Annotated in this window: 26 protein-coding genes; 20 read left to right on the top strand and 6 right to left on the bottom strand. The window is 67.8% G+C overall.

Features of this window, described 5'->3' with window-relative positions:
• The 3 genes from ACIQCM_RS08575 to ACIQCM_RS08565 are packed head-to-tail and all read left to right on the top strand — an operon-like array spanning position 1 to position 2,152.
• Positions 1-771 (top strand): CoA transferase subunit B, encoded by a 771-nt coding sequence (locus ACIQCM_RS08575; RefSeq protein ID WP_400606196.1) that lies wholly within the window; start codon positions 1-3, stop codon positions 769-771.
• Positions 768-1,322 carry a MaoC family dehydratase gene (locus tag ACIQCM_RS08570; protein WP_400606198.1) on the top strand — a complete coding sequence of 185 codons (555 nt, stop codon included), beginning with the start codon at positions 768-770 and terminating at the stop codon, positions 1,320-1,322. The genes ACIQCM_RS08575 and ACIQCM_RS08570 overlap by 4 nt, the downstream gene beginning before the upstream one ends.
• Positions 1,319-2,152, top strand: a complete 834-nt coding sequence (locus ACIQCM_RS08565; protein ID WP_400606200.1) for an HpcH/HpaI aldolase/citrate lyase family protein — start codon at positions 1,319-1,321, stop codon at positions 2,150-2,152. The genes ACIQCM_RS08570 and ACIQCM_RS08565 overlap by 4 nt, the downstream gene beginning before the upstream one ends.
• Here the strand turns inward: ACIQCM_RS08565 and ACIQCM_RS08560 are convergent.
• Complete coding sequence (locus tag ACIQCM_RS08560; RefSeq protein ID WP_400606202.1) at positions 2,149-3,594, bottom strand: lipase maturation factor family protein; 1,446 nt, start codon at positions 3,592-3,594, stop codon at positions 2,149-2,151. The genes ACIQCM_RS08565 and ACIQCM_RS08560 overlap by 4 nt on opposite strands.
• A 65-nt stretch (positions 3,595-3,659) precedes the next feature.
• On the opposite strand from ACIQCM_RS08560, the gene dxr reads away from it, so the two are divergent.
• From dxr to ACIQCM_RS08525, 7 genes are all read left to right on the top strand, one after another.
• Complete coding sequence (gene dxr / locus ACIQCM_RS08555) at positions 3,660-4,844, top strand: 1-deoxy-D-xylulose-5-phosphate reductoisomerase (protein ID WP_400606204.1); 1,185 nt, start codon at positions 3,660-3,662, stop codon at positions 4,842-4,844.
• A gap of 18 nt (positions 4,845-4,862) precedes the next feature.
• Positions 4,863-6,194 carry a M50 family metallopeptidase gene (locus tag ACIQCM_RS08550; protein ID WP_400606206.1) on the top strand — a complete coding sequence of 444 codons (1,332 nt, stop codon included), beginning with the start codon at positions 4,863-4,865 and terminating at the stop codon, positions 6,192-6,194.
• Between the two features lie 96 nt (positions 6,195-6,290).
• Positions 6,291-6,971, top strand: a complete 681-nt coding sequence (locus ACIQCM_RS08545; RefSeq protein WP_400606209.1) for a MarR family transcriptional regulator — start codon at positions 6,291-6,293, stop codon at positions 6,969-6,971.
• A gap of 43 nt (positions 6,972-7,014) precedes the next feature.
• Entirely contained in the window at positions 7,015-7,419 is a 405-nt protein-coding gene (locus ACIQCM_RS08540; protein WP_400606211.1) for a hypothetical protein, read from the top strand.
• Between the two features lie 61 nt (positions 7,420-7,480).
• Positions 7,481-7,774, top strand: a complete 294-nt coding sequence (locus ACIQCM_RS08535; protein WP_377215473.1) for a YciI family protein — start codon at positions 7,481-7,483, stop codon at positions 7,772-7,774.
• A 31-nt stretch (positions 7,775-7,805) separates the two neighbouring features.
• Positions 7,806-8,972 (top strand): flavodoxin-dependent (E)-4-hydroxy-3-methylbut-2-enyl-diphosphate synthase, encoded by a 1,167-nt coding sequence (gene ispG / locus ACIQCM_RS08530; protein WP_013600504.1) that lies wholly within the window; start codon positions 7,806-7,808, stop codon positions 8,970-8,972.
• Positions 8,935-9,825: a GNAT family N-acetyltransferase gene (locus ACIQCM_RS08525; protein WP_400606424.1), complete on the top strand. Its 891-nt coding sequence runs from the start codon at positions 8,935-8,937 to the stop codon at positions 9,823-9,825. The genes ispG and ACIQCM_RS08525 overlap by 38 nt, the downstream gene beginning before the upstream one ends.
• Positions 9,826-9,844: 19 nt before the next feature.
• On the opposite strand, the gene ACIQCM_RS08520 is transcribed toward ACIQCM_RS08525, so the two are convergent.
• Genes ACIQCM_RS08520 through ACIQCM_RS08510 form a run of 3 tightly spaced genes read right to left on the bottom strand, consistent with a single transcriptional unit; the run spans position 9,845 to position 12,017 of the window.
• On the bottom strand, positions 9,845-10,441 hold the full coding sequence (locus ACIQCM_RS08520) for a TetR family transcriptional regulator (RefSeq protein WP_400606213.1): 597 nt from the start codon (positions 10,439-10,441) through the stop codon (positions 9,845-9,847).
• Positions 10,438-11,181 (bottom strand): ABC transporter permease, encoded by a 744-nt coding sequence (locus ACIQCM_RS08515; protein WP_400606426.1) that lies wholly within the window; start codon positions 11,179-11,181, stop codon positions 10,438-10,440. The genes ACIQCM_RS08520 and ACIQCM_RS08515 overlap by 4 nt, the downstream gene beginning before the upstream one ends.
• Before the next feature lie 8 nt (positions 11,182-11,189).
• On the bottom strand, positions 11,190-12,017 hold the full coding sequence (locus tag ACIQCM_RS08510) for an ABC transporter ATP-binding protein (protein ID WP_400606215.1): 828 nt from the start codon (positions 12,015-12,017) through the stop codon (positions 11,190-11,192).
• 407 nt (positions 12,018-12,424) lie between these two features.
• Here ACIQCM_RS08510 and ACIQCM_RS08505 point away from each other — a divergent pair, with 407 nt between their 5' ends.
• From ACIQCM_RS08505 to ACIQCM_RS08495, 3 genes are read left to right on the top strand one after another with little or no spacing between them, the layout of a single operon-like run.
• Positions 12,425-14,233 (top strand): proline--tRNA ligase, encoded by a 1,809-nt coding sequence (locus tag ACIQCM_RS08505; RefSeq protein WP_400606217.1) that lies wholly within the window; start codon positions 12,425-12,427, stop codon positions 14,231-14,233.
• Between the two features lie 11 nt (positions 14,234-14,244).
• Positions 14,245-15,039 (top strand): sulfite exporter TauE/SafE family protein, encoded by a 795-nt coding sequence (locus tag ACIQCM_RS08500; protein WP_400606219.1) that lies wholly within the window; start codon positions 14,245-14,247, stop codon positions 15,037-15,039.
• A gap of 53 nt (positions 15,040-15,092) precedes the next feature.
• Positions 15,093-16,511, top strand: a complete 1,419-nt coding sequence (locus tag ACIQCM_RS08495; protein WP_400606221.1) for a pyridoxal phosphate-dependent decarboxylase family protein — start codon at positions 15,093-15,095, stop codon at positions 16,509-16,511.
• An 81-nt stretch (positions 16,512-16,592) separates the two neighbouring features.
• Here the strand turns inward: ACIQCM_RS08495 and ACIQCM_RS08490 are convergent, their stop codons facing one another.
• Positions 16,593-17,705, bottom strand: a complete 1,113-nt coding sequence (locus tag ACIQCM_RS08490) for a DUF4439 domain-containing protein (RefSeq protein WP_400606222.1) — start codon at positions 17,703-17,705, stop codon at positions 16,593-16,595.
• 107 nt (positions 17,706-17,812) lie between these two features.
• Here ACIQCM_RS08490 and rimP point away from each other — a divergent pair, with 107 nt between their 5' ends.
• The 6 genes from rimP (at position 17,813) to trxA (ending at position 24,375) form a co-directional block, all read left to right on the top strand.
• Positions 17,813-18,427: a ribosome maturation factor RimP gene (gene rimP / locus ACIQCM_RS08485; RefSeq protein ID WP_400606224.1), complete on the top strand. Its 615-nt coding sequence runs from the start codon at positions 17,813-17,815 to the stop codon at positions 18,425-18,427.
• Positions 18,427-19,404 (top strand): transcription termination factor NusA, encoded by a 978-nt coding sequence (gene nusA / locus ACIQCM_RS08480; protein WP_400606226.1) that lies wholly within the window; start codon positions 18,427-18,429, stop codon positions 19,402-19,404. Before rimP ends, nusA begins: the two co-directional genes overlap by 1 nt.
• Positions 19,405-19,605: 201 nt before the next feature.
• Positions 19,606-19,968 carry a YlxR family protein gene (locus ACIQCM_RS08475; protein WP_400606229.1) on the top strand — a complete coding sequence of 121 codons (363 nt, stop codon included), beginning with the start codon at positions 19,606-19,608 and terminating at the stop codon, positions 19,966-19,968.
• A 152-nt stretch (positions 19,969-20,120) separates the two neighbouring features.
• Positions 20,121-22,994: a translation initiation factor IF-2 gene (gene infB / locus ACIQCM_RS08470; RefSeq protein ID WP_400606231.1), complete on the top strand. Its 2,874-nt coding sequence runs from the start codon at positions 20,121-20,123 to the stop codon at positions 22,992-22,994.
• A 346-nt stretch (positions 22,995-23,340) separates the two neighbouring features.
• On the top strand, positions 23,341-23,856 hold the full coding sequence (gene rbfA / locus ACIQCM_RS08465; RefSeq protein WP_400606233.1) for a 30S ribosome-binding factor RbfA: 516 nt from the start codon (positions 23,341-23,343) through the stop codon (positions 23,854-23,856).
• Positions 23,857-23,937: 81 nt separating this feature from the next.
• Entirely contained in the window at positions 23,938-24,375 is a 438-nt protein-coding gene (gene trxA, locus ACIQCM_RS08460) for a thioredoxin (RefSeq protein WP_400606428.1), read from the top strand.
• 21 nt (positions 24,376-24,396) lie between these two features.
• Here trxA and ACIQCM_RS08455 read toward each other — a convergent pair whose 3' ends face one another.
• A complete protein-coding gene (locus ACIQCM_RS08455; RefSeq protein WP_400606234.1) occupies positions 24,397-25,563 on the bottom strand; it encodes a pyridoxal phosphate-dependent aminotransferase in 1,167 nt (388 codons plus the stop codon).
• Between the two features lie 64 nt (positions 25,564-25,627).
• Between ACIQCM_RS08455 and truB the strand changes: the two genes are divergently transcribed.
• Positions 25,628-26,572: a tRNA pseudouridine(55) synthase TruB gene (gene truB, locus ACIQCM_RS08450; protein WP_400606236.1), complete on the top strand. Its 945-nt coding sequence runs from the start codon at positions 25,628-25,630 to the stop codon at positions 26,570-26,572.
• Position 26,573 lies beyond the last annotated feature (1 nt).

Genomic DNA, 26,573 nt, shown 5'->3' with positions numbered 1-26,573 from the left:
ATGGATCCCAACAGCCCCGAGGCCCCCCGCCCGGAGGCGGTCCGGCCTGAATACCGCCGGGCGTCCCACCAGGAGCACCCTGCCCCGGCCGACGGCAGCCCCGAGACCAAAGGCTGGACCCGTAACGAGCTTGCGGCCCGTGTGGCCCGGGAACTGCGCAACGGCCAGTACGTGAACCTGGGCATCGGCATGCCCACCCTGATCCCCAACTACATCCCCGCGGGCGTGGAGGTGGTGCTGCACTCGGAGAACGGGATCCTCGGCGTCGGGCCCTATCCTGCGGAGGAGGCCGTTGACCCGGACCTGATCAACGCGGGCAAGGAAACCGTCACCGTCAACAAGGGCGCGGCGTTCTTCGACTCCGCCGCCTCCTTCGGCATGATCCGCGGCGGCCATGTGGACGTTGCCGTGCTCGGCGCCATGGAAGTCGCCGCCAACGGGGACCTGGCCAACTGGATGATCCCCGGCAAGATGGTCAAGGGCATGGGCGGCGCCATGGACCTGGTGTTCGGGGCCAAGAAGGTCATCGTCATGATGGAGCACACAGACCGCAACGGCAACCCCAAAATCGTCCGGGAGTGCACCCTTCCGCTGACCGGTAAAGCCTGCGTGGACCGCATCATCACGGACCTGGCGGTCATCGACGTGGTCCAGGACGACGCCGGTCCGCGGCTGGTGCTGCGCGAACTGGCCCCCAACGTCTCCGTGGCGGACGTGGCTGCGGCCACCGCGGCGGAACTCTTCGAGGAAGACATGGAACTGACCGTATGAACGGCAACGCAATAACGGACGACGCCGGCCCCCGGGTCATCGAGCAGCGCGGGCTTTACTTCGACGAACTGGAGGAGGGGGTCCTGTATGCGCACCGCCCCGGCCGGACGGTCACCGAAGCGGACAACGTCCTGTTCACCACGCTCACCATGAACACCCAGGCCCTGCACCTGGATGCCGCATGGAGCGCCGGACAGCCGTTCGGGCAGCGGCTGGTCAACTCGATGTTCACCCTCGCCACGGTGGTGGGCCAGTCCGTATCGCAGCTGACACAGGGCACCATCATCGCCCAGCTCGGCCTGACGGACGTGTCCTTCCCGCACCCGCTCTACCACGGCGACACGCTGTACACGGAGACGGTGATCAGCGGCAAGCGGCTGTCCGGGTCCCGGCCCGGGCAGGGGATCGTCACCATGGAGCACACCGGCCGCAACCAGGACGGCACGGTGGTGGCACTGGCCACCCGCAGCTGCCTCATGTGGACCAGGGAGGCGCACGCCCGGCAGCTGCGCGGCGGCGCCGGGGACGGACAGGAGACAATGCCGGTATGACCTTCGTGATGGGCCCGTCCCTCCTTTTCTGTCCTGCCGACCGTCCCGAGCGCTACCAGAAGGCCGCAGCCCGTGCCGACGCCGTCATCCTTGACCTCGAGGACGCGGTGGCGCCGGGGGACAAGCAGCGGGCCCGCGGTGCCATCCTCGCCCAGGTGGGGGCCACGGGGGAGGTCCCGGAACTGGAGCCCAGCCGCACCATCGTCCGGGTCAACCCGGTGGGCACCGAGGAGTTCGAGAAGGACCTGCACTGCCTGGCACACACCCCGTACCGGACCGTGATGCTGGCCAAGGCCGAGGACGCCGCCCAGCTCGAAGCCCTGGCCGATTACCACGTCATCGCCCTCTGCGAAACGGCGCTCGGCGTCCTGAACGCCCCCGCCATAGCGGCTGCCCCCAACGTGGTTGCCCTGATGTGGGGAGCGGAGGACCTCCTCGCAAGCCTGGGCGGCACGTCCAGCAGGACGGACGACGGCGGCTACCGGGCCGTGGCGATGCACGCGCGCTCATCGGTGCTCCTGGCGGCCCGGGCCCACGGCAAGGAAGCAGTGGACGCGGTCTACGTGAACATCCCGGACCTGCCCGGCCTCGCTGCCGAAGCGGCGGACGCGGTGGCGTCCGGGTTCAGTTCCAAAGCATGTATCCATCCCAGCCAGGCGGCCGTGGTCCGCGAGGCCTACGCGCCGTCGGACGTTGAGATTGCGGCCGCGCAGGAGCTGCTGCAGGCCGCTCGGGACGCTGGTTCTGGAGTGTTCCAGCACAACGGGAAGATGATCGACGGGCCCATCCTGAAGCACGCCCAGGCCACCATCCGCAGGGCAGGACTCTAGGACCGGCGCAGTGACAACGGCGGAATCGGCTCGTAGAGCAGGGTCCGCATCCACCGGTTCCCCGTCCTGCGGAACTCTTCCCGGCTGGCGAAGCGGTAGTGGTAGCTCCGTACCCTCACCCAGCGGGGCGGGGCGCCGTCGAAAGGGTCATGCCGGAGCAGCCGCAGCGTCTGCCGGTCGGCCTCCAGCAGCTTGCCCAGGAAGGCGTAGAACCATTCCTCGTGCACGGTGCGCAGCGGCAGGAACCACATCAGCCAATCCAGCCGGAGGTGGTAAGGCGCCCACTGGCGTGGCAGGCGCCGGACGTCACCGGGTTTGCCCTTGAACCCGTATTCCCGCCAGGCGGAAGCCTCATCCGGGTCGGCGTCAAGGGTGCCCTCCACCACGATCTCGATCCGCTGCCTGGTCACGGTGCCGAACGCGCCGTAGGTGTTGACCAGCTGCCACCGGTTGAAGCTGGCATTCATCAGCTGCTGCCCGGAGAGCAGGTTCCGCAGCGGCCAATAGCTCAGCGCCAGCAGCAGCACGGTGGCCGCCAGGGTAATGGCCAGCCACCACAGCGGAGTCCCGCCGGCTGGTTCCGGCCCGACCGCCGGGAGGAAGGGAAAGACGGCCCGCAGTACCGGATCGCTGACGGCGGAGAAGGCCAGCACGATCGCGATCCAGTTCAGCCAGGCAAAGTTTCCGCTGGCCACCAGCCACAGCTGGGTGGCGATAACGATTCCCGCGGCTACGCTGGCCACCGGCTGCGGTGCGAAGAGGAAGAACGGCACCACCAGCTGGGCGAAATGGTTTCCCAGCACCTCCATCCGGTGCAGTGGCCTGGGCAGCAGGTGCGCCTGCCGGCTGAGCGGCCCGGGCATCGGCTGGGTTTCGTGGTGGTAGTAGAGCGCCGTGAGGTCCCGCCACTCCCGCCCGCCGCGGATCTTGATCATTCCGGCGCCGAATTCCAGCCGAAACACCAGCCACACGATCAGCAGCAGGATGGTCCGTGGCGGATCCGTCTGGTCCGAGCCGAGGAACGCCACCGTGAAGCCGGCTTCCAGGAGCAGCATTTCCCAGCCGAAACCATAGAACGTCTGGCCCACGTTCACAATCGACATATACAGCAGCCACAGGGCAAGGAAGGCGATCAGCGGAACCCACGGCGGTCCGGTCTGCGGGATACCGGCGACCAGCAAAGCAGACACGGCCAGTCCCGCCGCGCAGACTCCCCGCAGCAGGGCATCCGAGTAGTGCCACCGGAAGAGCGTGGGCCGGCGCAGCCTGCTGAAACCCTTCAGGTATTCGGGTACCGGTAACAGGCCGCGTTCGCCCAGCAAGGCAGGGAACTGGTTCAGCGTGGACAGGAACGCCACGAAGTACAGCGCTGCCACGCCGCGCTGCAGCACCTGGCGGGCGAACCCGTATTCGGGCGCGTCAAACCATGCGAGCCAGTCCACGGGATCCACGTTACGCCCGGCGGTCCCCGCACGGGAGGTTAAGGATGGTGCGGGATACTTAAGCAATGCAGCCTCGCAGAATCGTCCTTCTCGGATCCACCGGTTCCATCGGCACCCAGGCGATCGACGTCGTCGACGGCGCCCCGCACCTTTTCGAGGTGGTGGCACTCAGCGCGGGAGGGGGAAACCTTGAACTGCTCGCCCGGCAGGCCGTGCATACCGGAGCCGCCGCCGTCGGAATAGCCGGTGGCGATCCCCGCCGGCTGGCGGCGCTGATTGCCGAGGAAGCCGCCGCAGCCGGCAAAACCGGCTACCGTCCCGAGATCGTGGCCGGCCCGGACGCCTCGGCCCGCATCGCCGCCGTCGACGCCGACGTGGTGCTCAACGGCATCACCGGCTCCATCGGCCTGGCGCCCACCCTCGCGGCACTGCAGTCCGGCGCAACGCTGGCGCTGGCCAACAAGGAATCGCTGATCGTGGGCGGAGAACTCGTCAAGGCCGCCGCCCGGGAAGGCCAAATCGTTCCTGTGGATTCAGAGCACTCGGCCATCGCCCAGTGCCTGCGCTCGGGCACGCGGTCCGAGGTGGAAAAGCTGATCCTGACGGCCTCCGGCGGGCCCTTCCGCGGGCGGAGCCGCAATGACCTGCACGCAGTGACCCCGCAGGAGGCGCTGGCCCACCCCACGTGGGACATGGGCGTCATGGTCACCACCAACTCGGCCACCCTGGTCAACAAGGGCTTGGAGCTCATTGAGGCGCACCTGCTGTTCGACGTCCCGCTGGACCGGATCGACGTGGTGGTCCATCCGCAGTCAGTGGTGCACTCCATGGTGGAGTTCGTGGACGGCTCCATCATCGCGCAGGCATCACCACCGGACATGCGCCTGCCCATTGCGCTGGGGCTGGGCTGGCCTGACCGGGTCCCCGGAGCCGTGTCCGCCTGCGACTGGACCAAGTCCGCCGCCTGGACCTTTGAGCCCCTCGACACCGAAGCCTTCCCGGCCGTGGGCCTGGCCAAGGACGCTGCCCGGAGCGGCAGCACCTACCCCGCAGTCTTCAACGCCGCAAATGAGGAGGCAGTGACGGCATTCCACGCCGGCCGGATCCGCTTCACGGACATCGTGGACACCATCGAGGCAGTCCTCAGCGAACACGCAGGATCCTCCGCGCTGACGGTGGAGTCGGTGCTGGCCGCTGAAGCGTGGGCACGCGCGCGCGCCAACGAACGTTTAGCACTCAGCAGCCTCTAGGAAGCAGTAAGTACCCCCATGACACCCGTACTCCTCTTTATCGTCGGCGTCGTCTTCGTCGCCGTCGGTATCGCCGCGTCCATCGCCCTCCACGAGGTGGGCCACCTGCTGCCTGCCAAGCTGTTCAAGGTGCGGGTCACCAAGTACATGATCGGCTTTGGACCCACGCTGTGCTCCCGGCGCAGGGGCGAGACCGAATACGGCATCAAGGCCATCCCGCTGGGCGGCTACGTGTCCATGATCGGAATGTATCCGCCCAACAGGGAAGACGGCACGGTCCGCGCCTCCAGCACGGGAATGTTCCAGACATTGGCCACGGAAGCCCGCTCCATGGCCCACGAGGAGGTGGGGCCCGGCGACGAAAACCGGGTGTTCTACCGGCTGCCCGTGTGGAAGAAGATCATTATCATGCTGGGCGGGCCCGCCATGAACATGGTGCTGGGCCTCATCCTGACGGCGGTGCTGCTGATGGGCTTTGGCATGGCCACGGCCACCACCACCATCTCTGACGTCTCCAAGTGCCAGGTGGCGGCCGGCGAAACCGTCGATCCCGATTCGGCCGAATGCACGCCCACACCCGCGGCAGCTGCCGGGCTGCGGCCCAACGACACCGTTGTCTCCTTCGGCGGCAGGACCGTCACCAACTGGGAAGAACTCACGGAATGGATCCGTGCTTCGGCCGGGCAGGAAGTGGCCATCACCGTGGAGCGCGACGGCGGGCCGGTCTCCACCACCGTGACGCCCGTCCTCTCCGCCCGTCCCGTGATCGGCGTGGACGGACGCCAGGAGCGCGACAGCGACGGCAACCTCCGGTACCAGGACGTCGGATTCCTGGGCATTGGCGCGCAGACCACCCTGGTGCCCCAGCCGGCGTCGTCCGTGCTGCCCATGGCGGGGGAGAACATCCGCCAGGTGGCCGGCGTGGTGCTCAACCTGCCCGCCCGGGTGGTGGGCGTCGCCAAGGCCGCCTTCAGCGAGGAACCGCGCGATCCCAACGGCCCCATCAGCGTGGTCGGCGTGGGGCGTGTGGCCGGAGAGGTGGCCGCTATGGAGGAAATCCCAGCCGTCTCGCGCCTGGCCACACTGGTGGGGCTGCTGGCGGGGCTCAACTTTGCGCTCGCAGTCTTCAACCTCATTCCGCTGTTGCCGCTGGACGGCGGCCACGTGGCGGGTGCACTGTACGAGGGTGCGCGGCGGCAGGTGGCCAGGCTTGCGGGCCGCCCGGACCCCGGCGCGTTCGACATTGCGAGGCTGCTTCCGGTGACCTACGTGGTGGCCGCCCTGCTGATCGGGATGAGCGTATTGCTGATCTATGCCGACATCGTGAAGCCGGTCAACATCTTCGGGTAGGGACTCGTTAGCCTGTACTCAGCCTCTTCCGGCTTATTCTGACTTTATCAGCCATTTATGATTGATATTTGGGTATCAGATGCTTATGGTTGAGAAATGTTCGTATTGACCATCGACCAACGTGGCAGCACCGGCGACCGCGACCGCGTGCCGGAGTTGGTCTCCGAGCTCTCCGGGCTTTCCGGACCGGGGACCGGCGCTGCTTTCGAACGCTCCGTGGGGGATGAAGTGCAGGGCGTCATTGCTGATCCCGGGCAGGTTGTGGACGCCGCGCTCCACGCCCTGCGATCCGGACACTGGTATGTGGGGATCGGTGTCGGCCATGTAGTCCTCACCCCCGGCGCGAGCTCCCGTGAAGGTTCCGGGACGGGCTTTGTAGCTGCCCGCCAGGCCGTGGAAGCAGCCAAGTCTGCGGGGTCGCTCGTCCCGTTGTCGGTGGTGTCGGGCACGATGGGCAGGGACATCAGGGGAGGACCGGCCGGGGACGAAGGGGTGCGGGCATGTGCGAACGCGGAGGCAGTGCTCCGCCTCCTCGGGCGCCTGGTGCAGGAACGCACAGACGCCCAGTGGCGCGTGGCAGACGCCCTCCGTCGCCTTGGTCCGGACAAACATGGACGCCAGAAGCAGGTGGCCCGCGAACTGGGAATTACCGAGCAATCGGTGAGCCGGACCCTGATCCGGTCCGGCTGGCAGGAAGAATGGGCGGCGAGGCCTGCGGCAGCGATGCTGCTCGAATACGCCCGGACCGCGGTCGTCGGGCCGGGCGGGGGCCCGTGAAGCGGGCGGGGGTGCCCGCCCAGGGATCAGGAAGGACGGTGCCGTGAGCGCAGTCTGGATAATTGCCGCGCTGGCAGTGGCCGGTTTTGGCGGCTGGCCGGTCACGGCCCTGGTGTTCAAGCTGGCCAGGACCATCGACGACCGCGCGGCGGACGCGGCGCGGGAGGAAACCGTCGCCGGCCCGGTGCACGCTCCGGATGCACCCCGCCAGCGGATCCTGCGCGGCGGCGCGATTATTGGGGTCCTCGAACGCCTGGGGGTGGCCGTGGCCATCCTCACCGGCCAGTCCGTGGCCATCGCCTACATTGTGGCCATCAAGGGACTGGGCAGGTTCGCGGAGCTGAAGGAAACCCCGGTGGCGGCGGAACGGTTCATTATCGGCACCCTGACGTCCCTGCTGTGGGCTGCCGGGACCACGGCCCTGGTCATGATGCTGTTTCCCGCCTGAGGCGGCCCGGGCGGTCCCGGCCGGATGGGTGCGGAGGCCGGGGGAGCGATAGGGTAGCGGTATGACAGTTTTTGCCGTTGAGTACGTTTACGCCGCCGATTCCACCGAAGCCCGCGATGAGGCCCGGCCGGCCCACCGCGAATGGACCGGGAGCCTCGCCCAGGACGGCGTTATCCTGGCGAGCGGCCCCTATGGGGACGGTGCCGGAGCGCTGCTGATCTTCAAGACCGCCGATGAGGCGGCCCTGCACTCCATCCTCAAGCAGGACCCCTTCGCAGCGGCAGGCGTCATTGCCGGCACGCGCATCACCGAATGGGCTCCCGTGACCGGCATGCTTGCCGGGACCGCAGCGTAGCCGCCACACCTTTCCAACTCTAGGAGTCCACGTGACCTCGGTCAGCCTGGGAATGCCCTCAGCCCCGCCCCCCGTCCTTGCCCCCCGCCGCAAGACGCGCCAGATCAAAGTCGGCTCCGTCGGGGTGGGCTCGGACTCGCCCATCAGCGTCCAGTCCATGACCACCACGCCCACCACGGACATCAATGCAACCCTGCAGCAGATCGCCGAACTCACGGCATCCGGGTGCGACATCGTCCGTGTTGCCTGCCCCTCGGCAGACGACGCCGAGGCGCTCCCCATCATCGCCCGGAAGTCCCAGATCCCGGTGATTGCGGACATCCACTTCCAGCCCAAGTATGTTTTCGCGGCTATCGAGGCCGGCTGCGCCGCTGTCCGGGTCAACCCCGGGAACATCCGGAAGTTCGATGACCAGGTCAAGGAAATCGCGGCCGCAGCCCGGGACCACGGAACCTCCATCCGCATCGGCGTCAACGCCGGTTCGCTCGAGCCCGGCATCCTCAAGAAGTACGGCAAAGCCACCCCGGAGGCGCTGGTCGAGTCCGCCGTCTGGGAAGCATCGCTCTTCGAAGAGCACGGCTTCCACGACTTCAAGATCTCCGTCAAGCACAACGACCCCGTGATCATGGTCGCCGCTTACGAAATGCTCGCCGAGAAGGGCGACTGGCCGCTGCACCTCGGTGTCACCGAAGCCGGGCCCGCCTTCCAGGGAACCATCAAGTCGGCAACCGCCTTTGGTGCGCTGCTCTCCCGCGGCATCGGCGACACCATCCGGGTTTCCCTCTCCGCTCCGCCGGTGGAGGAAATCAAGGTGGGCAACCAGATCCTGCAGTCGCTTAACCTGCGTCCGCGGAAGCTCGAGATCGTCTCGTGCCCCTCCTGCGGGCGAGCGCAGGTGGACGTCTACACCCTGGCCGAGCAGGTTACCGCCGGCCTGGAAGGTATGGAGATCCCCCTCCGGGTGGCAGTCATGGGTTGCGTCGTCAACGGACCGGGCGAAGCCCGCGAAGCGGACCTCGGGGTGGCCTCAGGCAACGGCAAGGGCCAGATCTTTGTGAAGGGCGAAGTCATCAAGACGGTGCCCGAAAGCCAAATTGTTGAGACACTGATCGAAGAGGCCATGCGTATCGCTGAAGAGATGGGGGAGGCCGATGGCGAAGATGCTGTCAAGGGTAGCCCCGTGGTTAGCGTCTCGTAGGGACGACGAGGTTCCGGCGGGCATTTCCGTCCGCACCCTCGACGGGGAAGATACCGCTTCCCTGCGCACGCTTGCCCAGCAGGACCCGGTGGGCAACGTCTTCATCCTCGCGCATTTGCGTACTGCCGGCACTGCCGCGCCGACCAGCGGCGGTGCCGGCATTTTTGGTGTCTTTGACCAAGGGATCCTGGTGGGCGCCTGCTGGGCCGGGGCCAACCTTGTGCCGGTGCAGCTGGACCCGGCTCTGGCGGGAACCGTTGCCGCAGCAGCAAACCGTTCCGGACGCCGTTATGCCTCGGCCTTTGGGCCTGCCGACGCGGTCCTGGCACTGCACGCGGAGCTCGCTGCCCTGGGACACCGCGCGCATGAAGTCCGCGACGACCAGCCGCTCATGACCATCGAAGGCCCGCCCGCCGTCGAACCCCACCCCGGGCTGGAACGGGGCCAACTGGCCGACTTCGAGCGCATCCTTCCCGCCTGCGCGGCCATGTTCGAAGAGGAAGTGGGATACTCACCCTTCCTGGGCGGCCGGGAGTTCTACAGCCGCAGGGTGGAGGGGCTGATCCGGCAGGGCCACTCGCTGGTCCACCTTAACGAAGCCCGCGACGTGGTGTTCAAAGCCGAGCTCGGGGCGGTGACGGCGGAGGTCACTCAGGTACAGGGAGTCTGGATGAATCCGGAATTCCGCGGGCTGGGGCTCAGTGCGGGATACATGGCCGCGGTGGTGCGCCGGGCCCAGGAGATCGCTCCGGTGACCAGCCTGTACGTCAACGGCTTCAATACCAGGGCCCGCTCCACCTATGAACGGGTGGGTTTCGTCCAGCGGGGCACCTTCGCCACGATCCTTTTCTAGCGTCTCCCTGCGCCGGCACCTACGACTCCAGGGGTCCCGTGAGGTACCGCTGCACGTTCGGCGCCACCAGGCGCACCACCTCGTCCGCCGGCGCCGATGCCAGGGGCTCGAGGCGTACCACGTACCGGACCATCATCAGCCCTACCATTTGGGTGGCCACAAGGTTTCCCCGCAGTGCAAGCTCCTCCGGGGTGCCGGGAAGTCCGGCGATGATCCGGCTGATGATGGTCCGGGTCACCATCTCGCGCAGCAGGGTGGTCTTCGCCTTGGAGCCCAGCGTGCCGCGGATGAAGGCCACCAGGCCCGGCTGGGCGGGACTTTCCCAAAGGCGCAGGACCGCCCGCACCACCAGTTCCCCACGCCCTTGGGGGTCCGAGTCCACCACACCGGACAGTACCTGCTCCGGGTCGGCCGGCAGCTCAACGCTGAGGGCGAAGAGCTCGTCCTTTCCCGTGAAGAAGTGGTGGACCATGGCGGGATCCACGCCGGCGGCCCGGGCCACCTGCCGAAGGCTGGTCCCCTCAAACCCGTGCTCGGCGAACAGGCGGCGGGCGGCTTCCAGGATGTGGTCCCTGGAGGCGGTGGTCCCGCTGCGCCGCCCCCGTGCAGCCGTCACGGGCTGCGCCTGCGCAGGGTCAGGGAGGCCAACACCAGCATGCCCAGGACGATCGCGGCCATGATTCCGGCATCCTGCCACAGCGCCTCCGTGGGCTCGGCATAGGCCGCGACTTCCTGCAGGGCGTCCACCGAAAAGGTCAACGGCAGGACATTGCTGACCGCCTCAAGGACCTCGTTCATCCGGTCCCGGGGGACGAACAGCCCGCACAGCAGGATCTGCGGCACCACGACCACCGGCATGAACTGCACCGCCTGGAATTCCGTCCGGGCAAACGCGGAACAGAACAGGCCCAACGCCACGCCCAGGACGGCATTGATCACCGCGATCATCACCACGAAGCCCGGTGAGCCCTGGATGTCCAGGTCAAAAACCCAATACGCCACCGCAGTGGCCACCAGTGACTGCAGGCCGGCCATGATGGAGAAGGCAAGTCCGTACCCGAAGAGCAGGTCGGCCTTGTGGACCGGCGTGGTGAGCAGCCGCTCCAGCGTTCCCGATGTCCGTTCCCGCAGCATCGTGATGGACGTGACCAGGAACATCACGACGAACGGAAAAATGGCCAGCATCATCAGGCCCACGCGGTCGAAGGTGCGGGGTGCCCCCGGAGGCAGCGTCTCGTTTTCGTAGAGGAAGTACACGGCGGTCAGCAGCAGCGCGGGAACCACCAGGATCATGGCGACGCTCCTGTGGTCGTGCCGCAGCTGGCTGAGCACCCTGCGGGTAGTGGCAAGCATCATGCGCAGGTTCATCGTGCGCCGCCTCCCTGCCGGGTCTTTGCCTGCAGCGTCGCGGCGTTTTCCTCCAGCGGCCCGCCCTGTTCCCCGCCGGATTCCCGGATGATGGCCAGGAACGCCTGTTCCAGGTCGGTGCTGCGGCCGCGGCGGCTTAGCTCGGCCGGCGTCAGCTGGGCCAGCAGCCTGCCTTCGCGCAGCAGCAGCAGTTCGCTGCAGTGGCTGGCTTCCTCCATGACGTGGCTGGACACCAGGAGAGTCGTGCCGGTGTCCGCCATGGCGCGGAAGCGGCCCCACAGGTCCGCCCGCAGTACGGGGTCCAACCCCACGGTGGGTTCGTCGAGCACCAGCAGCCGGGGGTGCGCCACCAGCGCGCAGGCAAGGGATACACGGCTTAGCTGGCCGCCCGAAAGGTCCGCGGTCTTTTGCTTCGCCTGGGGGTCAAGTCCGACGGCGGCAATCGCCTCCGCCACGGCGGCTTTCCCTTTGCCGTGCATGGCGCCGAAGTACCTCACGTTGGCTTCGACGGTCAGGTCCGGGTACACGCTGGGGGACTGGGTCACGTAGCCGACGCGGTGGCGGAGCACGGGACTGCCGGCGGAAAGGCCCAGTACGCGGACCGTGCCGGAAGATACCACCTGCACGCCCACGATGGCCCGCATGAGGGTGGTCTTTCCGCTGCCCGAGGGGCCCAGGAGTCCGGTGATCCTGCCGGCGGGTATCGAAAAGTCCAGGTCCCGAAGGACCGGGATCCTGCCGCGCCGCACACTCAAACCGCTGGCTGTCACCGCGGCATCTGCCGCGGCAGGAAACGGTCCTGGCAGTGTTGCCGAGTGGGACATGGCAGCCTCCGCTGCTGGCCGTCCGGGCCGAATGCCCGTTAATTCACCAGCTGATGAATTAACGGTAGGACCGCCGGGGAGCGGCGGTCAACACACCGGGTCGAAAAAATACTTGTCAATGTGCCCGTCATCACATAGGTTCGTTCTAGCTGCGCTGGAGTGGTTTGGACGGTCTCTGTTCGCACCAGTCATAAAGGCGGTAACGGCGTCGAGCCACGCCCGGATGCGATGACCAGCTCCATGGGGGGCCAGGGGCTTTGTATTCCCGGGCGTGGCTCTACTGCTTCCAGGCCGGCCGGATGGGCCGGCCAAGTGCGGCACGCGTGCCACGTGCCGGTAGATTAGTACCCAGACAAAAACCGTCCGGCCCTGCTGATCCAGCACTTCCCCAGAAACGGATACCACCCGTGGTCCTTAGACTGTCCCAGCTTTTCCTGCGCACCCTGCGTGAAGACCCCGCCGACGCCGAGGTTGCCAGCCACAGGCTCCTGGTCCGTGCAGGTTACATCCGCCGCGCGGCCCCCGGGATCTACACCTGGCTCCCGCTGGGTTTGAGCGTCCTGCGCAAGGTGGAAGCGGTAATCCGCGAAGAGATGGCCAACATCGGCGCCCAGGAGGTGCACTTCCCGGCACTGCTCCCGCGCGAACCCTACGAGGCCACCAACCGCTGGACGGAGTACGGCGAAGGGCTCTTCCGGCTCCAGGACCGCAAGGGCGCGGACTACCTGCTTGCGCCGACGCACGAGGAAATGTTCACGCTCCTGGTCAAGGACCTCTACTCGTCCTACAAGGACCTCCCGCTGAGCCTGTACCAGATCCAGAACAAGTACCGCGACGAGGCCCGTCCCCGGGCCGGCCTGCTGCGCGGCCGTGAGTTCATCATGAAGGACTCCTACTCCTTCGACGTGGACGACGCCGGCCTGGACGCCAGCTATGCGGCCCACCGGGGCGCCTACCTGCGGATCTTCGAACGCCTTGGCCTCGAAGTCATCCCCGTCACGGCGACGGCCGGGGCCATGGGCGGCTCCAAGAGCGAAGAGTTCCTGCACCCCACGGAGATTGGCGAAGACACCTTCGTCCGCTCGGCCGGAGGTTACGCGGCAAACGTCGAGGCCGTCACCACTGTCGTCCCCGCGGAAATCGACTTCACCGGCGCCCCCGCAGCGGAGGTCCTGGACACACCGGACACCCCCACCATCGAAACGCTCGTGGCGGCATCGAACCAGGCCGCACCGCGGGCAGAGGCCGACGGCGGGGCCTGGACTGCCGCTGACACGCTCAAGAACGTGGTGCTCGCCGTCACCCTGCCCACCGGGGAACGGCTGCTGGTGGTCATCGGCGTCCCCGGCGACCGGGGCGTGGACCTCAAGCGCGTCGAGGCCAACATCGGTGCCTTCCTGCCCATAGCCGGCGAACTCGGCATCGAAGCGGCCAACGACGACGACCTCAAGAAGCAGCCGCTCATCGTCAAGGGTTACCTGGGGCCTGGCCTGTCCCTGGAAGAACCGCTCCTCGGCTCCGACAGCGCAACCAAGCTCCTGTACCTGGTCGATCCCCGAGTTGTCCGCGGCACATCCTGGATCACGGGCGCCAACCAGGCGGGCAAGCACGTTTATGGCCTGGTGGCCGGACGGGACTTCACCTGGGACGGCGTCATCGAGTGCACCGAAGTCCGCGAGGGCGATCCGGCTCCGGACGGCTCCGGTCCGCTGGAGACCGCCCGCGGAATCGAGATGGGCCACATCTTCCAGCTGGGCCGCAAGTACGCGGAGGCCCTGGAACTGAAGGTGCTGGACCAGAACGGCAAGCAGGTCACGGTCACCATGGGTTCATACGGCGTGGGCGTCACCCGGGCGGTGGCGGCACTGGCCGAGTCCAACCATGACAGCAAGGGCCTGGTCTGGCCCCGCGCCGTCGCGCCTGCGGACGTGCACGTTGTGGCCGTGGGCCGCGGCGACGAAATTTTCGCCACGGCCGAGCGGCTGTCCCTCGACCTGCAGGCTGCCGGCCTGGACGTCATCTACGACGACCGTCCCAAGGTTTCCCCGGGCGTCAAGTTCGGTGACGCCGAGCTGGTGGGCGTCCCCACCATCCTGGCCGTTGGCCGCGGACTGGTGGACGGAGTGGTCGAGATCAAGGACCGCCGCAGCGGTGAAGCCGAGAACGTTGCCGTGGACAAAGCTGTTGATTACGTAGTCAACGCAGTCCGCAGCTAGCGGCCGCGGCAGTGGACTTTTTCCCGGAGTCGCTGCAGCCCGGCACCATCCTGCTGATCCTGGTTGCCGGCTTTGCCGCCGGGTGGGTGGACGCCGTGGTTGGCGGGGGAGGGCTGATCCAGCTCCCCGCCCTGCTGCTGGTTCCTGGCATTACCCCTGTCCAGGCGCTGGCCACCAACAAGATGGGATCGATTTTCGGAACGGCCACCAGCGCTGCGACGTACTACCGCAGGGTCCGGCCGGACCTGAAAACGGCCCTTCCCATGGCAGTCATTGCGCTGGCCGGCAGCTTCGGCGGGGCGGTGCTGGCCGCCAGCCTCCCGGCGTCGGTCTTCAAACCGGTCATTGTCGCAGCGCTTGTGGCCGTGGCGCTCTTCACTGCGCTTAAGCCCGACGCCGGGCACTTCACCGCACTGCGGCATGAAGGCCGCCGGCACTACGTGGTGGCCTGCCTGATTGGTGCTGTCATTGGGTTTTACGACGGGCTCATCGGCCCCGGCACGGGATCCTTCCTGGTGATCGCTCTCGTCTCCGCCATGGGCTACGCCTTCCTGGAGGCCAGCGCCAAGGCGAAGATCGTCAACATGGCCACCAATGCCGGCGCGCTGATGTTTTTCCTTCCGCATGGCTCCATCCTGTGGGGCCTGGGGCTGTTGCTGGGAGCTGCCAACATGGCAGGAGGCTACCTCGGCGCCAGGACTGCGGTGAAGCAGGGCAGCCGCTTTGTCCGGGCCGTTTTCCTGCTGGTGGTGGCCGCCCTGATCATCAAGCTTGGCTACGACATCGTGCAGGAAGCCTTGGCCTGACCAGCCGCCCGGGAGGCCTCGTCCGCCGCGGCGCCCGGGCGTAGCATGCAGGTATGGCCCATGATGACGAGGGTTACGCGGCGGCGCTTGCCGCCGCCGCCCAGCATGCAGCAGCCTGGTTGGGGAGCCTTTCGGAGCGCCACATCGGTCCAGGCCGGACCGCGCACGATCTCGTGCCTGCCTTTAGCGGTCCGATGCCCGCGCAGGGGATGCCTGCGGACCAGGTAGTCGACCTGCTGGCCCGCACCGCCGACCCCGGACTGATGGCGATGCCCTCCGGCAGGTTCTTCGGCTGGGTCATTGGAGGAACCCTTCCGGCGGCCCTCGCCAGCGACTGGCTGGTGAGCGCCTGGGACCAGAACGCCGGCCTGCGCTACGCCACCCCCGCCATGGCAGCCGTCGAGGAAGGCGCCGCCGGGTGGCTGCTGGACCTGCTGGGGCTGCCGCCGCAGGCCGACGTCGGGTTCGTTACCGGGGCCACCATGGCCAACTTCACCGGCATGGCCGCGGCCAGATGGCGGCTGATGGCGGACGCCGGGTGGGACCTGGACGGCGACGGCCTGGCTGGAGCGCCACGGATCCGCTGCTTCGTTGGCCGGGAACGCCACGACACCGTTGACCTCGCGCTGCGCTACCTGGGCCTCGGCCGGCCAACGGTGGTGGATACCGATGACCAGGGGCGGCTTCTTCCCGAAGCCCTCGATGCCGCCCTTGCGGAGCCCGGCAGGGGCACCGGTGCCAGCGGGCCGGCGCTGGTCTGCCTGCAGGCGGGCAACCTCCACTCCGGCGCGTTCGACCCGTTTGCCCGGGCGGTCGAGGTGGCCCACCGGCACGGCGCCTGGGTGCACGTGGACGGCGCGTTCGGGCTGTGGGCCGCAGCCGCCCCGCCGCTCCGCCACCTGACAGCGGGATTCGAGGAAGCGGATTCCTGGGCCACCGACGCCCATAAGACCCTGAACGTCCCTTACGACTGCGGCATCGCCATCGTCAGGGACACCGCTGCGCTACGGTCCGCGATGGGCCTGCACGCCAGCTACCTCATGCACGACGCTGAAGGGCCGGGAGATCCTTTCGAGAAAGCGCCGGAGCTTTCACGGCGGGCGCGGGGTGTGCCAGTCTGGGCTGCCCTGAAGAGCCTTGGCCGGGAGGGCGTGGCCGGCCAGGTCACCGCGCTCACGGAGGCGGCTGCCGGCATTGCCGAGGGGCTGACCAGGCTGGACGGCGTGGACGTGCTGAACGACGTGCAGTACACCCAGGTGTGCGTGGCCTTCGGCGATGACGCCACCACCCGGGCCGTGACGGCGCGCATCATCGAGGACGGCAGGGTGTGGATGTCCGGTTCCCGCTGGCGCGACCGCGAGGTCCTCCGCGTTTCCGTCAGCAACTGGCAGACCGGCCCGGAGGAAGTCGAGGCTGCCGTGGACGCGGTAAGGTCCGCCCTGGCGGCAGTCCGCGGCTCACGCAGCCCCTAAGGGTCTACACCACCCCTGGAGCCCAAGGAAACCCGCCCGGCGGGCGGCAGCAAGAACCGGAGCCAACACCGTCGTCCGGCGTCAGCGTTCCGGACGTGGTGTTGCCTGTCCGGTCAGCCCGGTCAGCCCGGAAAGTCCGGCCAGTTCGGGGAGCTGGGCCGCGTCGATGGCCAGTCCCGGGACCGGACCGGGATCAGCGCCCCACTGGACGGCCCGCGCCGCCGCCGCGTGGAGCGCCGACACTGCCCATCCCCGGGTGCCGCCCTCCGAGAGCGCGATGAGGTCGCCATAAAGGGGAAGGGTTCCGGCTTCGAGGCTGCCCAGCCTGCCGGCGGGGGCCCGGAGGAATTCCGCGTCGATGGCGTAGCCGGGCTTCTGCAGCGGGACCGCCTGGCAGGTCAGGAGGAGCCGGTCCTCGGCGTCCCGGGCCAGCTCCCGGTGGCTGCCAAGGAATGCCGACGCCGGTCCGGCCGCCCCGGGTGCGAGGCGGGACATGGCGGCCTCGTAGGCATAGACTGCTTCCCGCTCGGCAAGCAGCGCAGCGGACAGCGCACGGGCAGCGTCGGCGGAGCCGGTGTCGGCTCCTGTGGGGGAGGAGCACGGCCCGGCAGGTTCCCGGTCAGCCTTTCCGGTCCCCGGTGCAGGGTGCTTCGCCGGACCGCCGGCACCGGCCCCCAGCCGTTCAGCGGCAGCACCGGTCTGAAGCCGCTCCGCGGCAAGGAGCTGCGCGGTCCCGACGCCGGCCAAGAGGCGGGCCATGCCGCCGTCGTCCGCCGTTTCTGCATCCCGGAGGCGCGCGGCACCGCTGGCTGCCAGGTCCTTGGCCAGGCCAGGCACGGACAGGGCTGCCTCCGGCGCGCCCGCCGCGAAACCAGGCTGCGGCCCTGTCACGTCCGGGAGCAGCAGCGCGCGGGCCTGCACAGTCAGCAAGGTCACAACCTCGTCGGTGGCTGCCGCGGCGGCAGGTTTATCCCCTGCCTGCGATGCCAGGCGCCCGCCGGCTGCGCGCAGTCGGAGGGCGTCCCCCAAGGCGGAGGAGCGCGCAATTTCGGCATCGGAAGGTGGCCCGGGAACCGGCGGTTCCGCGGGAATCAGCGTGAATCCGAGGCTGAGGACGAGGAGGGATGCCAGCGAAAAAAGGATGTAGCGGAAGAGGTGTCTCCGCTTGCCGGCGCCCTGTCTGTCGTCATTCACAACAGACCATGGTGCCACGGCCGGGAGAAAACTCTGTCCACCACTCTGCCGGTAAAATAGCTACGCTAGTACACACAACATCACCTATAAGGAGGGCGGCCGGCATCGTGAGCAACGCAGAAGCCACGGCTTCACCAGACCACACCGGAACGGGTACGGCTGAGTCTGCACCGGCCCCTAACCCCGAAGCAGCGCGGCTCCGGGCGCTCCTTGAACCCTCGGTCCAGGCCAACCGCCTGTACCTCGAAGACGTCAGCATCGTCGCAGGCTCGCACCGCGTGGTGCATGTGGTGGTGGACCTGCCCCAGGAGGAAACCGGCGGCGTCAGCCTTGACGTCATCGCGGACATCTCCAAGGTGCTCTCGGATGTGCTGGACAACGATCCCGGTGACGACGGCCGCCCCTATGACCTCGAGGTCTCCTCTCCGGGCGTCGGCCGGCCCCTCACCGAACCCCGCCACTGGCACCGCGCCAAGGGCCGCATGGTCAAGGTCAATGTGGTGCAGGGCGAGAACGTCACCGGCCGCATCCAGTCGGTGGACGACGGCGGCGTGACCCTCGTTCCCGAAATCGCCGTCAAGAAGGGCATGAAGCCCAAGCAGGGCGAACCCGTAAAACTTCCTTTCGACAGGATCCGCAACGGAAAAGTCGAGATCGAATTCAGCCACCTTGCAGGGGATGGTCTGGAACCTGGACACAATGGACCTTCTGAGGAGGCCTGATGGATATTGACATGAGCGCACTGAGACTTCTGGAGCGTGAGCGTGAAATCCCGCTGGACCTCCTGATCCCCACCATCGAGCAGGCACTCCTGGTGGCCTACCACAAGTCCCCGGGTGCCTTCGAAAAGGCGCGCGCCGAACTCGACCGCAAGAGCGGGCACGTCACCATCTGGGCCACCGAGATCGACGACGACGGCGCCCCCATCGGTGAGTTCGAGGACACTCCCGCCGGGTTCGGCCGCATCGCCGCCAGCACCGCGCGCCAGATCATCCTGCAGCGCCTGCGCGATGCCGAGGATGATAACGTCCTCGGCGAGTTCAAGGGCCGCGAGGGCGAACTGGTGGCAGGCACCATCCAGCAGGGCAACAACCCACACATGATCCAGGTCAACCTGGGCGCGGTGGAGGCACTGCTGCCGCCGCCCGAGCAGGTTCCCGGCGAGAAGTACCTGCACGGCAACCGCCTGCGCGCCCTGGTGATCGACGTCCATCGCGGTTCCAAGGGTCCCTCGGTCACCCTGTCCCGGTCGCACCCGGGCCTGGTCCGGAAGCTGTTCGAACTGGAAGTGCCGGAAATCGCGGACCGCTCGGTGGAAATCGTGGCACTTGCCCGCGAGGCCGGCCATCGGACCAAGATCGCCGTCAAGGCCAACATCCCCGGCATCAACGCCAAGGGTGCCTGCATCGGCGAGATGGGCTCCCGCGTGCGCGCCGTCATGACTGAGCTGAACGACGAGAAGATCGACATCGTCGATTACAGCGAGAACCCGGCTGCGTTCATCGCCAGCGCACTGTCCCCGTCCCGTGTGAATTCCGTCACCATCACCGACGAAGCCACCAGGTCCGCACGCGTCGTGGTTCCGGACTACCAGCTCTCCCTGGCTATCGGCAAGGAAGGGCAGAACGCCCGCCTCGCCGCCAAGCTGACCGGCTGGCGCATCGATATCGTCTCTGACGCCGCCACCCAGGCCGGCTGACGCTGACGGCTGGCCGGAGGTGCGGCCGCACCTCCGGTGCCGGCCGGCCCTGCCCCTCGCCGGGCCGGCCGGGCCCGTCGGTTCGGGCCAAACCGCCCCGAGGGGCTAGAATGAAGAGGACCGCGCCTTACGGCCGGCAGTCGTGCGCCTTGGGCGCGCCACCCTGCAGCAGCAGGGCTGGCAAACCCCTGGCCAGCAGATATGAACGTCAGGACGATCACCGTGGCAGAAGTAATCCACCCCGGGAATCAGCCTGAACGCACCTGCATCGGATGCCGAAAGAAGGGGCTGCGGTCAGAGTTGCTCCGGCTCGTCGCCGAAGGCAGCGGATCATCCGCTGTCCTGGTGGATGAACGACGCCGGATGGCTGGCCGGGGTGCATGGCTGCATCCCGGCGAATCGTGCCTGGCCCTGGCGGTCAAGCGGCGTGCGTTCGGACGTGCCCTTAACGGCGCAACCGAAACCGCCGCCGTCGAACGCCGGATCAAGCAAGGCGCGAACGTTGCAGCTGCCCCGGTGGCCGCAACACCTACCGTCCAACCTGAAAGCGGGTCAGAAATCTGATGGAAACCCGATGAGTTCCCAGCGATGAGTGCGCAACGATGACAACTTTGTTGCGCTCTGCAATGGGCCCTGCTGCACCAATCGCGGCTGGGGCCCGCAGTAAGAAGTAGACGGTTCGTGCCTGGCTCGGTGCGGACCGAGACAGGAGAAATGTGGCCAAGGTCCGCGTACACGAGCTCGCCAAAGAGCTCGGTATCACTTCCAAAGATGCAGTGACAAAACTGCAGGAACTGGGCGAATTCGTTCGCTCCGCCTCATCAACCATTGAGGCCCCCGTTGTCCGCAAGCTGCGCAACGCCTTCCCGGATGCCGCTGCCAAGTCGGCAGCACCGGCCGCCGCCCCCAAGGCGCCTGCCCCCGCCGGAGAATCACGTCCTTCAGCACCGGCCCCCGGCCCTGCTGCGCCCAAAGCCCCGGCCCCCAAGGCCGAAGCACCCGCTCCCGCGGCACCCCAGGCGCCGGCTGCCCCCGCTGCTTCAGCTCCGGCTGCCCCTGCGGCACCCTCCACGGGCGCCAAGCCCGGTGCACGCCCTGCCCCCAAGGCGGAAACCCCGGCTCCCCGCCAGGGTGGCGCTGCTGCCGGCGCTTCGGCACCGCGCCCCGGCGGCCCCCGTCCGGGCAATAACCCCTTCGCCACGTCCCAGGGCATGCCCCGGGGCCGCGGCGGTGACGGTGAGCGTGCTCCCCGTCCGGGCAATAACCCCTTCGCCACCTCACAGGGCATGCCCCGTCCGGGCGGCGGCCGCACGGACGGTGAACGCCCGGGCGGTCCGCGTCCCGCAGCCGGTGCAGGCGGCCCCCGTCCGGGTGGTCCGCGTCCGGCAGCAGGCGCGGGCGGTCCCCGTCCCGCAGCAGGCGCCGGTGGCCCCCGTCCGGGTGCCCCGCGTCCCGGTGGTGCCGGCGGGAACCGTCCCACTCCGGGCATGATGCCCAACCGCACTGAGCGTCCCGCACCCGCAGGTGCAGGCCGTCCGGGCGGCGGCGGCCGTGGTCCCGGACGGCCGGGTGCTCCGGGCACCGGCGGTCCCGGTGGCGGCGGCGGTGCTCCCGCCGGTGGTGGCTTTGGCAAGGGCGGCCGCGGCCGCGGCGGCACCCAGGGTGCCTTCGGCAAGGGCGGCGCAGGCCGTGGCAAGCAGCGCAAGTCGAAGCGCGCAAAGCGCCAGGAACTTGAGCAGATGAGCGCACCGTCGCTGGGTGGCGTGAGCGTACCCCGCGGCGACGGCAACACCGTTATCCGGCTGCGCCGCGGCTCGTCCATCACGGACTTCGCCGACAAGATCGAGGCAAACCCCGCCGCGCTGGTCACCGTTCTCTTCCACCTCGGCGAGATGGCCACGGCCACCCAGTCGCTGGATGAAGAGACCTTTGCCCTGCTGGGCGAGGAGCTTGGCTACAAGCTCCAGGTCGTTTCTCCGGAAGACGAAGAGCGCGAGCTGCTCTCCAGCTTCGACATCGACTTCGATGCCGAGCTCGAAGCTGAGGGCGACGAGGAACTGGAGGCACGTCCTCCGGTTGTCACCGTCATGGGTCACGTGGACCACGGTAAGACCCGCCTGCTGGACGCCATCCGCAAGTCGGACGTCATGGCCGGCGAGCACGGCGGCATCACCCAGCACATCGGTGCCTACCAGGTCACGCACAACCACGAGGGCGAAGACCGCAAGATCACCTTCATCGATACCCCGGGCCACGAGGCGTTCACCGCCATGCGTGCCCGTGGTGCGAAGGTCACGGACATCGCCATCCTGGTGGTGGCCGCGGACGACGGCGTCATGCCGCAGACCGTTGAAGCCCTCAACCACGCCCAGGCGGCCAACGTGCCGATCGTCGTGGCCGTGAACAAGATCGACAAGGAAGGCGCCAACCCGGACAAGGTCCGCGGCCAGCTGACCGAGTACGGCCTGGTTCCCGAAGAATACGGTGGCGACACCATGTTCGTGGAGGTCTCTGCCCGCCAGAACCTGCACATTGACGACCTGCTCGAGGCAGTCCTGCTCACCGCGGACGCTGCCCTGGACATGCGCGCCAACCCGAACAAGGACGCCCGCGGCATCGCGATCGAAGCCAACCTGGACAAGGGCCGCGGCGCCGTGGCTACCGTCCTGGTGCAGTCCGGCACCCTGCGTGTCGGCGACACCATCGTGGCGGGCACGGCCCACGGCCGGGTCCGTGCGATGTTCGACGACGACGGCAGCGCACTGACCGAGGCAGGCCCGTCCCGCCCCGTGCAGGTGCTGGGTCTGTCCAACGTCCCGCGCGCAGGTGACACCTTCTTCGTGACCGCTGACGAGCGTACCGCCCGCCAGATCGCCGAGAAGCGCGAAGCCGCGGACCGCAACGCCGCACTGGCGAAGCGCCGCAAGCGCATCAGCCTCGAAGACTTCGACCAGGCAGTGGCCGAAGGCAAGATCGACACCCTCAACCTCATCCTCAAGGGTGACGTGTCCGGTGCCGTGGAAGCCCTCGAGGACGCCCTGCTCAAGATCGACGTCGGAGAAGGCGTGCAGCTTCGCGTCATCCACCGCGGTGTGGGCGCCATCACGCAGAATGACGTCAACCTGGCCACCGTGGACAGCGCCGTCATCATCGGCTTCAACGTCAAGCCGGCCGAACGGGTTGCCGAACTGGCAGACCGCGAAGGCGTGGACATGCGCTTCTACTCGGTCATCTACTCCGCGATCGACGACATCGAGATGGCACTCAAGGGCATGCTCAAGCCGGAATACGAAGAATTCCAGCTGGGTACCGCCGAGGTCCGCGAAGTGTTCCGCTCCTCCAAGTTCGGCAACATCGCCGGTTCCATCGTCCGTTCCGGCATCATCCGCCGTAACACGAAGGCCCGCATCAGCCGCGACGGCAAGATCATCGGTGACAACCTCACCGTTGAGACGCTCAAGCGCTTCAAGGACGACGCCACCGAGGTCCGCACGGACTTCGAGTGCGGTATCGGCCTCGGCTCGTACAACGACATCGCCGAAGGCGACATCATCGAGACCTTCGAGATGCGTGAGAAGCCGCGCGTCTAAGCTGGTTTAGACCAGTGGCGGGGCCGTTGGATTTTTCCGGCGGCCCCGCACTTTTCCGCCGTTGAGGGGGTCCCGCCCCTACGACGGACAGCCAGCGATCTGCGATCGTTGGCCGTCCGTCTTCGGCAGCGGAGTTGGCCTTCCCAACGCTCGCAAGCTCGCGTCGGGTCCCTCGGCCATCTCCTTGGATGCCACCCCGGGCCCCCGCAACGGCTCCAAAAGGCCGCCGGAAAAATCCAACGGAAGTCCGTCGTAGACTCGCCTTTAGGCGCGTGGCAAGAAAACCCAACGTGTGTACGCCAGCTGTTAACGCGCCGTCGTACAACCCAAATTTTTAGGAGTGGATATGGCTGATCCGGCACGTGCTGCCAAGTTGGCGCAGCGGATTAAGGTTGTTGTTGCCGAGGCCCTGGGCCGCAAGGTCAAGGACCCCCGGCTTGAAGGCATTACCGTCACCGATGCCCGGGTGACCAACGACCTGCAGCACGCCACGATCTACTACACCGTCTTCGGAGACCAGGCCGTGCAGGCCGACGCTGCCAAGGGACTGGAGAAGGCCAAGGGCGTGCTGCGGCAGGAAGTGGGGCGGAACATCACTGTCCGGCTGACTCCCAGCCTGGAGTTCGTGGCCGACCAGATTCCCGTCGTTGCCTCCAACCTCGAGGAGCTGCTGAGGGAGGCCAAGAAGCGTGACGCCGAGGTTGCCGCTTTGGCCGCACAGGCCCGGCACGCAGGGGACCCCGATCCGTACCGGAGTGACGCTTCCGGTGACGTGGAAATCGACGAAGACGACTTCGACGAAGAGGACCTCGACCTCAGTGACGACGACGGCATCGACGAAGACGGCAGCACGCAAAAGTAGCGGACACCCGTTGCCTGGAGAAAGCCCGGACCGCTGTTGGTCCGGGCTTTCCTGTCCTGTCATGGCTAGGATCTAGCTATGATGGCTGCCTCCCTGATCCCGTGTCCGTCCTGCGGGAAGACCAACCGCACGCCGGCCGCCGCGGCCGGACGGCCCCGCTGCGGCAACTGCAAGGCTGACCTGCCCTGGATCGTGGACGCGGGGGATTCGGATTTTGCGGCCGTGGCTGAACGGTCGCCGGTCCCCGTGCTGGTGGACTTCTGGGCTGACTGGTGCGGGCCCTGCCGGATGGTGAGCCCAGCGCTGGACAAGCTGGCCAGGGAACAGCCAGGCAGGATCAAGCTCGTCAAGGTGGACGTGGACAAGGCCCCCGGCCTGTCCCGCCGGTTTGATGTCCAGGCCATCCCTACGCTGATGGTGATGGTGGACGGGGCCGTGATTGAACGGCAGGCCGGCGCGGCACCGGCGCAGGCCCTGCGGTCATGGCTGGCCGCGGCGCTGGCCAAGGCGGCCCGCTAGAGCGAGGCTGCCGGGTACTCCTCAGTCCCGTGCCGGCAGGCGCGACAGCCCTTCGAGGAGTTCATCCTTCCGCCCGCACAGGGCAATGCGCACCCAGCCCTCGCCGATGGACCCGAACGCCGTGCCAGGGGCCAGCGCCACGCCGGAGTCGTTCAGGAAGCGCCGCACCCAGCTGCGCACGTCCCCGCCGCTGGCATGCGACACGTCCGCCCACAGGTAGAACGCGCCCTGCGCGGTCAGGTACGGAATCCCCTTCGCATCCAGCGCGGCCGACGCCGCGTCCCGGTTTTCGCGGTAATGCCGGTGGGCCTCGCGCACATAGTCCTGGGGTCCGGTGAGCGCGGCCAAAGCCGCATACTGCGACGGGGACGCCACGCAGGAGACGATCGATTCCATCACGTTGTCCATCTTCTGCTCCAGCCCGGGCGGGCAGATCAGCGCACCGATCCGGAGGCCGGTAAGGCCGTACGTCTTGGAGAGCGTCAGCGAAGTGAACACGCGCGCATCACCCGGTGCACCGCCGTCGTACGTTGCCGGGCTCACGTGCGGAACGTCGTAGGTGAAGGCCTCGTAGCACTCATCGGAGATGATCCACAGATCGTGCCGCCGGGCCAGCTCCACCAGGTCGCGGGTCAGGTCCTCGCTGAGCACGGCACCCAGTGGATTCGACGGTGAGTTCAGGACCAGGACGCGCGTGCGCGCGGTGATCAGGGCTTCGATGTCGGCGGTCCGCGGCTGGAACGAATGTTCCGGGTACAGCGGATAACCGACGGGCACGGCGTTGAGCAGCCGGCTGGTCATGGCAAAGGTGGGGTACCCCGGATTGGGGATCAGGATCTCGTCGCCGGGGGAGAGCAACAGGCTCATCGCGAAATGCAGCCCCTGCTGGGCTCCGCCCACCACGTATACGCGGTCCGCGCCGATACCGCCTGATTCGGTCAGCCCGGTGCGCTCCCGGAACCGGGCCGCGAACGCCTCGCGCAGCGCCGGAATGCCCGCGTTGGGCGTGTAGCTGGTTTCGTCCCTGTCCAGGCACGCCATGCCGGCCTCGAGGACGTGGCGCGGAAGCGGAAAGCCAGGTTCGCCGATGCTGAGGACCAGGGCGCCGGGTGTGCGCCAGGCGGCTTCGGTGATCTCGCGGATCTGGTTGACGGGCACGTCGCGGACATGGGCGGCAAGCTCAGGCATGCCTGCCATCCTAGCCGCCGACGGGTGCGCCGTGGCGCCCGGCAGCGCCCATATACTGGGAAGCGTGCTTTCTGGACTGGTGATAGTGGACAAACCGCAGGGATGGACCAGCCACGATGTGGTTGGCCGGATGCGGCGCATCGCCGGCACCCGGAAGGTGGGCCACGCCGGAACCCTGGATCCCATGGCCACCGGCGTCCTGGTGGTGGGCATCAACAAGGCCACCCGCCTGCTCACGTACATCGTGGGCACATCCAAGACGTACACGGCCACCATCCGCCTGGGCCAGTCAACGGTGACGGACGACGCCGAGGGCGAGGTTACGGCCACGGCCTCGGTTGCCGAGGTGGCTGAGCAGGCAATTCACGACGGCGTGGCGGCCCTCACCGGCGAAATCCAGCAGGTGCCCAGCAGCGTCAGTGCCATCAAGGTCAACGGCGAACGCGCCTATGCCCGCGTGCGTTCGGGCGAAGACGTCAAGCTCGCTGCCCGTCCGGTCACCATCCACCGCTTTGAGGTGCACGCCATCCGTCGGCCGGACGACGCTGATGTCGTGGACCTCGACGTCACCGTGGAGTGTTCTTCGGGAACCTATATCCGGGCGCTGGCCCGGGACCTGGGCAACGCGCTGGGCGTGGGCGGCCACCTGACTGCCCTCCGCCGCACGCATGTGGGCCCCTACTCGCTGGACCAGGCGCGGACCCTGGAGCAGCTGGCCGGGGAGCTCCACGTCCTGGACATGGCGGAGGCGGCCCGCGCACTGATGCCCAACCGTGAGCTCACAGCCGAGGAAACCACGGAGATCTCCTTTGGCCGGCGCATCGCCGCCGGGGCGCCTGCCGGTAGCCCCTCAGCGGCGACGGCCGACCATCCGGCGGCCGCCTTCGCCCCTGACGGGAGCCTGGTGGCCCTGCTCGCGGACAGCGGGAACCATGCCAAGCCGGTCCTGGTGTTTGCCCCGGGGACTGGCTCAGGTTCCGCCGCCACCCCCGCGGCGGGGGAGGCCTGAC

The organism is Pseudarthrobacter sp. NPDC092439, assembly GCF_044754945.1.
Lineage (GTDB): Bacteria > Actinomycetota > Actinomycetes > Actinomycetales > Micrococcaceae > Arthrobacter.
The sequence above is the reverse complement of the archived record's forward strand: the minus strand, read 5'-3'. Positions and strand labels throughout refer to the sequence as shown.

What these genes read in the sequence shown, in the direction of transcription:
- ACIQCM_RS08575 (WP_400606196.1), top strand. Translation starts at nt 1, where the DNA reads ATGGATCCCAACAGCCCCGAGGCCCCCCGCCCGGAGGCGGTCCGGCCT.
- ACIQCM_RS08570 (WP_400606198.1), top strand. Translation starts at nt 768, where the DNA reads ATGAACGGCAACGCAATAACGGACGACGCCGGCCCCCGGGTCATCGAG.
- ACIQCM_RS08565 (WP_400606200.1), top strand. Translation starts at nt 1,319, where the DNA reads ATGACCTTCGTGATGGGCCCGTCCCTCCTTTTCTGTCCTGCCGACCGT.
- dxr (WP_400606204.1), top strand. Translation starts at nt 3,660, where the DNA reads ATGCAGCCTCGCAGAATCGTCCTTCTCGGATCCACCGGTTCCATCGGC.
- ACIQCM_RS08550 (WP_400606206.1), top strand. Translation starts at nt 4,863, where the DNA reads ATGACACCCGTACTCCTCTTTATCGTCGGCGTCGTCTTCGTCGCCGTC.
- ACIQCM_RS08545 (WP_400606209.1), top strand. Translation starts at nt 6,291, where the DNA reads ATGTTCGTATTGACCATCGACCAACGTGGCAGCACCGGCGACCGCGAC.
- ACIQCM_RS08535 (WP_377215473.1), top strand. Translation starts at nt 7,481, where the DNA reads ATGACAGTTTTTGCCGTTGAGTACGTTTACGCCGCCGATTCCACCGAA.
- ACIQCM_RS08525 (WP_400606424.1), top strand. Translation starts at nt 8,935, where the DNA reads ATGCTGTCAAGGGTAGCCCCGTGGTTAGCGTCTCGTAGGGACGACGAG.
- ACIQCM_RS08515 (WP_400606426.1), bottom strand. Translation starts at nt 11,181, where the DNA reads ATGATGCTTGCCACTACCCGCAGGGTGCTCAGCCAGCTGCGGCACGAC.
- ACIQCM_RS08510 (WP_400606215.1), bottom strand. Translation starts at nt 12,017, where the DNA reads ATGTCCCACTCGGCAACACTGCCAGGACCGTTTCCTGCCGCGGCAGAT.
- ACIQCM_RS08495 (WP_400606221.1), top strand. Translation starts at nt 15,093, where the DNA reads ATGGCCCATGATGACGAGGGTTACGCGGCGGCGCTTGCCGCCGCCGCC.
- nusA (WP_400606226.1), top strand. Translation starts at nt 18,427, where the DNA reads ATGGATATTGACATGAGCGCACTGAGACTTCTGGAGCGTGAGCGTGAA.
- ACIQCM_RS08475 (WP_400606229.1), top strand. Translation starts at nt 19,606, where the DNA reads ATGAACGTCAGGACGATCACCGTGGCAGAAGTAATCCACCCCGGGAAT.
- rbfA (WP_400606233.1), top strand. Translation starts at nt 23,341, where the DNA reads ATGGCTGATCCGGCACGTGCTGCCAAGTTGGCGCAGCGGATTAAGGTT.
- trxA (WP_400606428.1), top strand. Translation starts at nt 23,938, where the DNA reads ATGGCTGCCTCCCTGATCCCGTGTCCGTCCTGCGGGAAGACCAACCGC.
- ACIQCM_RS08455 (WP_400606234.1), bottom strand. Translation starts at nt 25,563, where the DNA reads ATGCCTGAGCTTGCCGCCCATGTCCGCGACGTGCCCGTCAACCAGATC.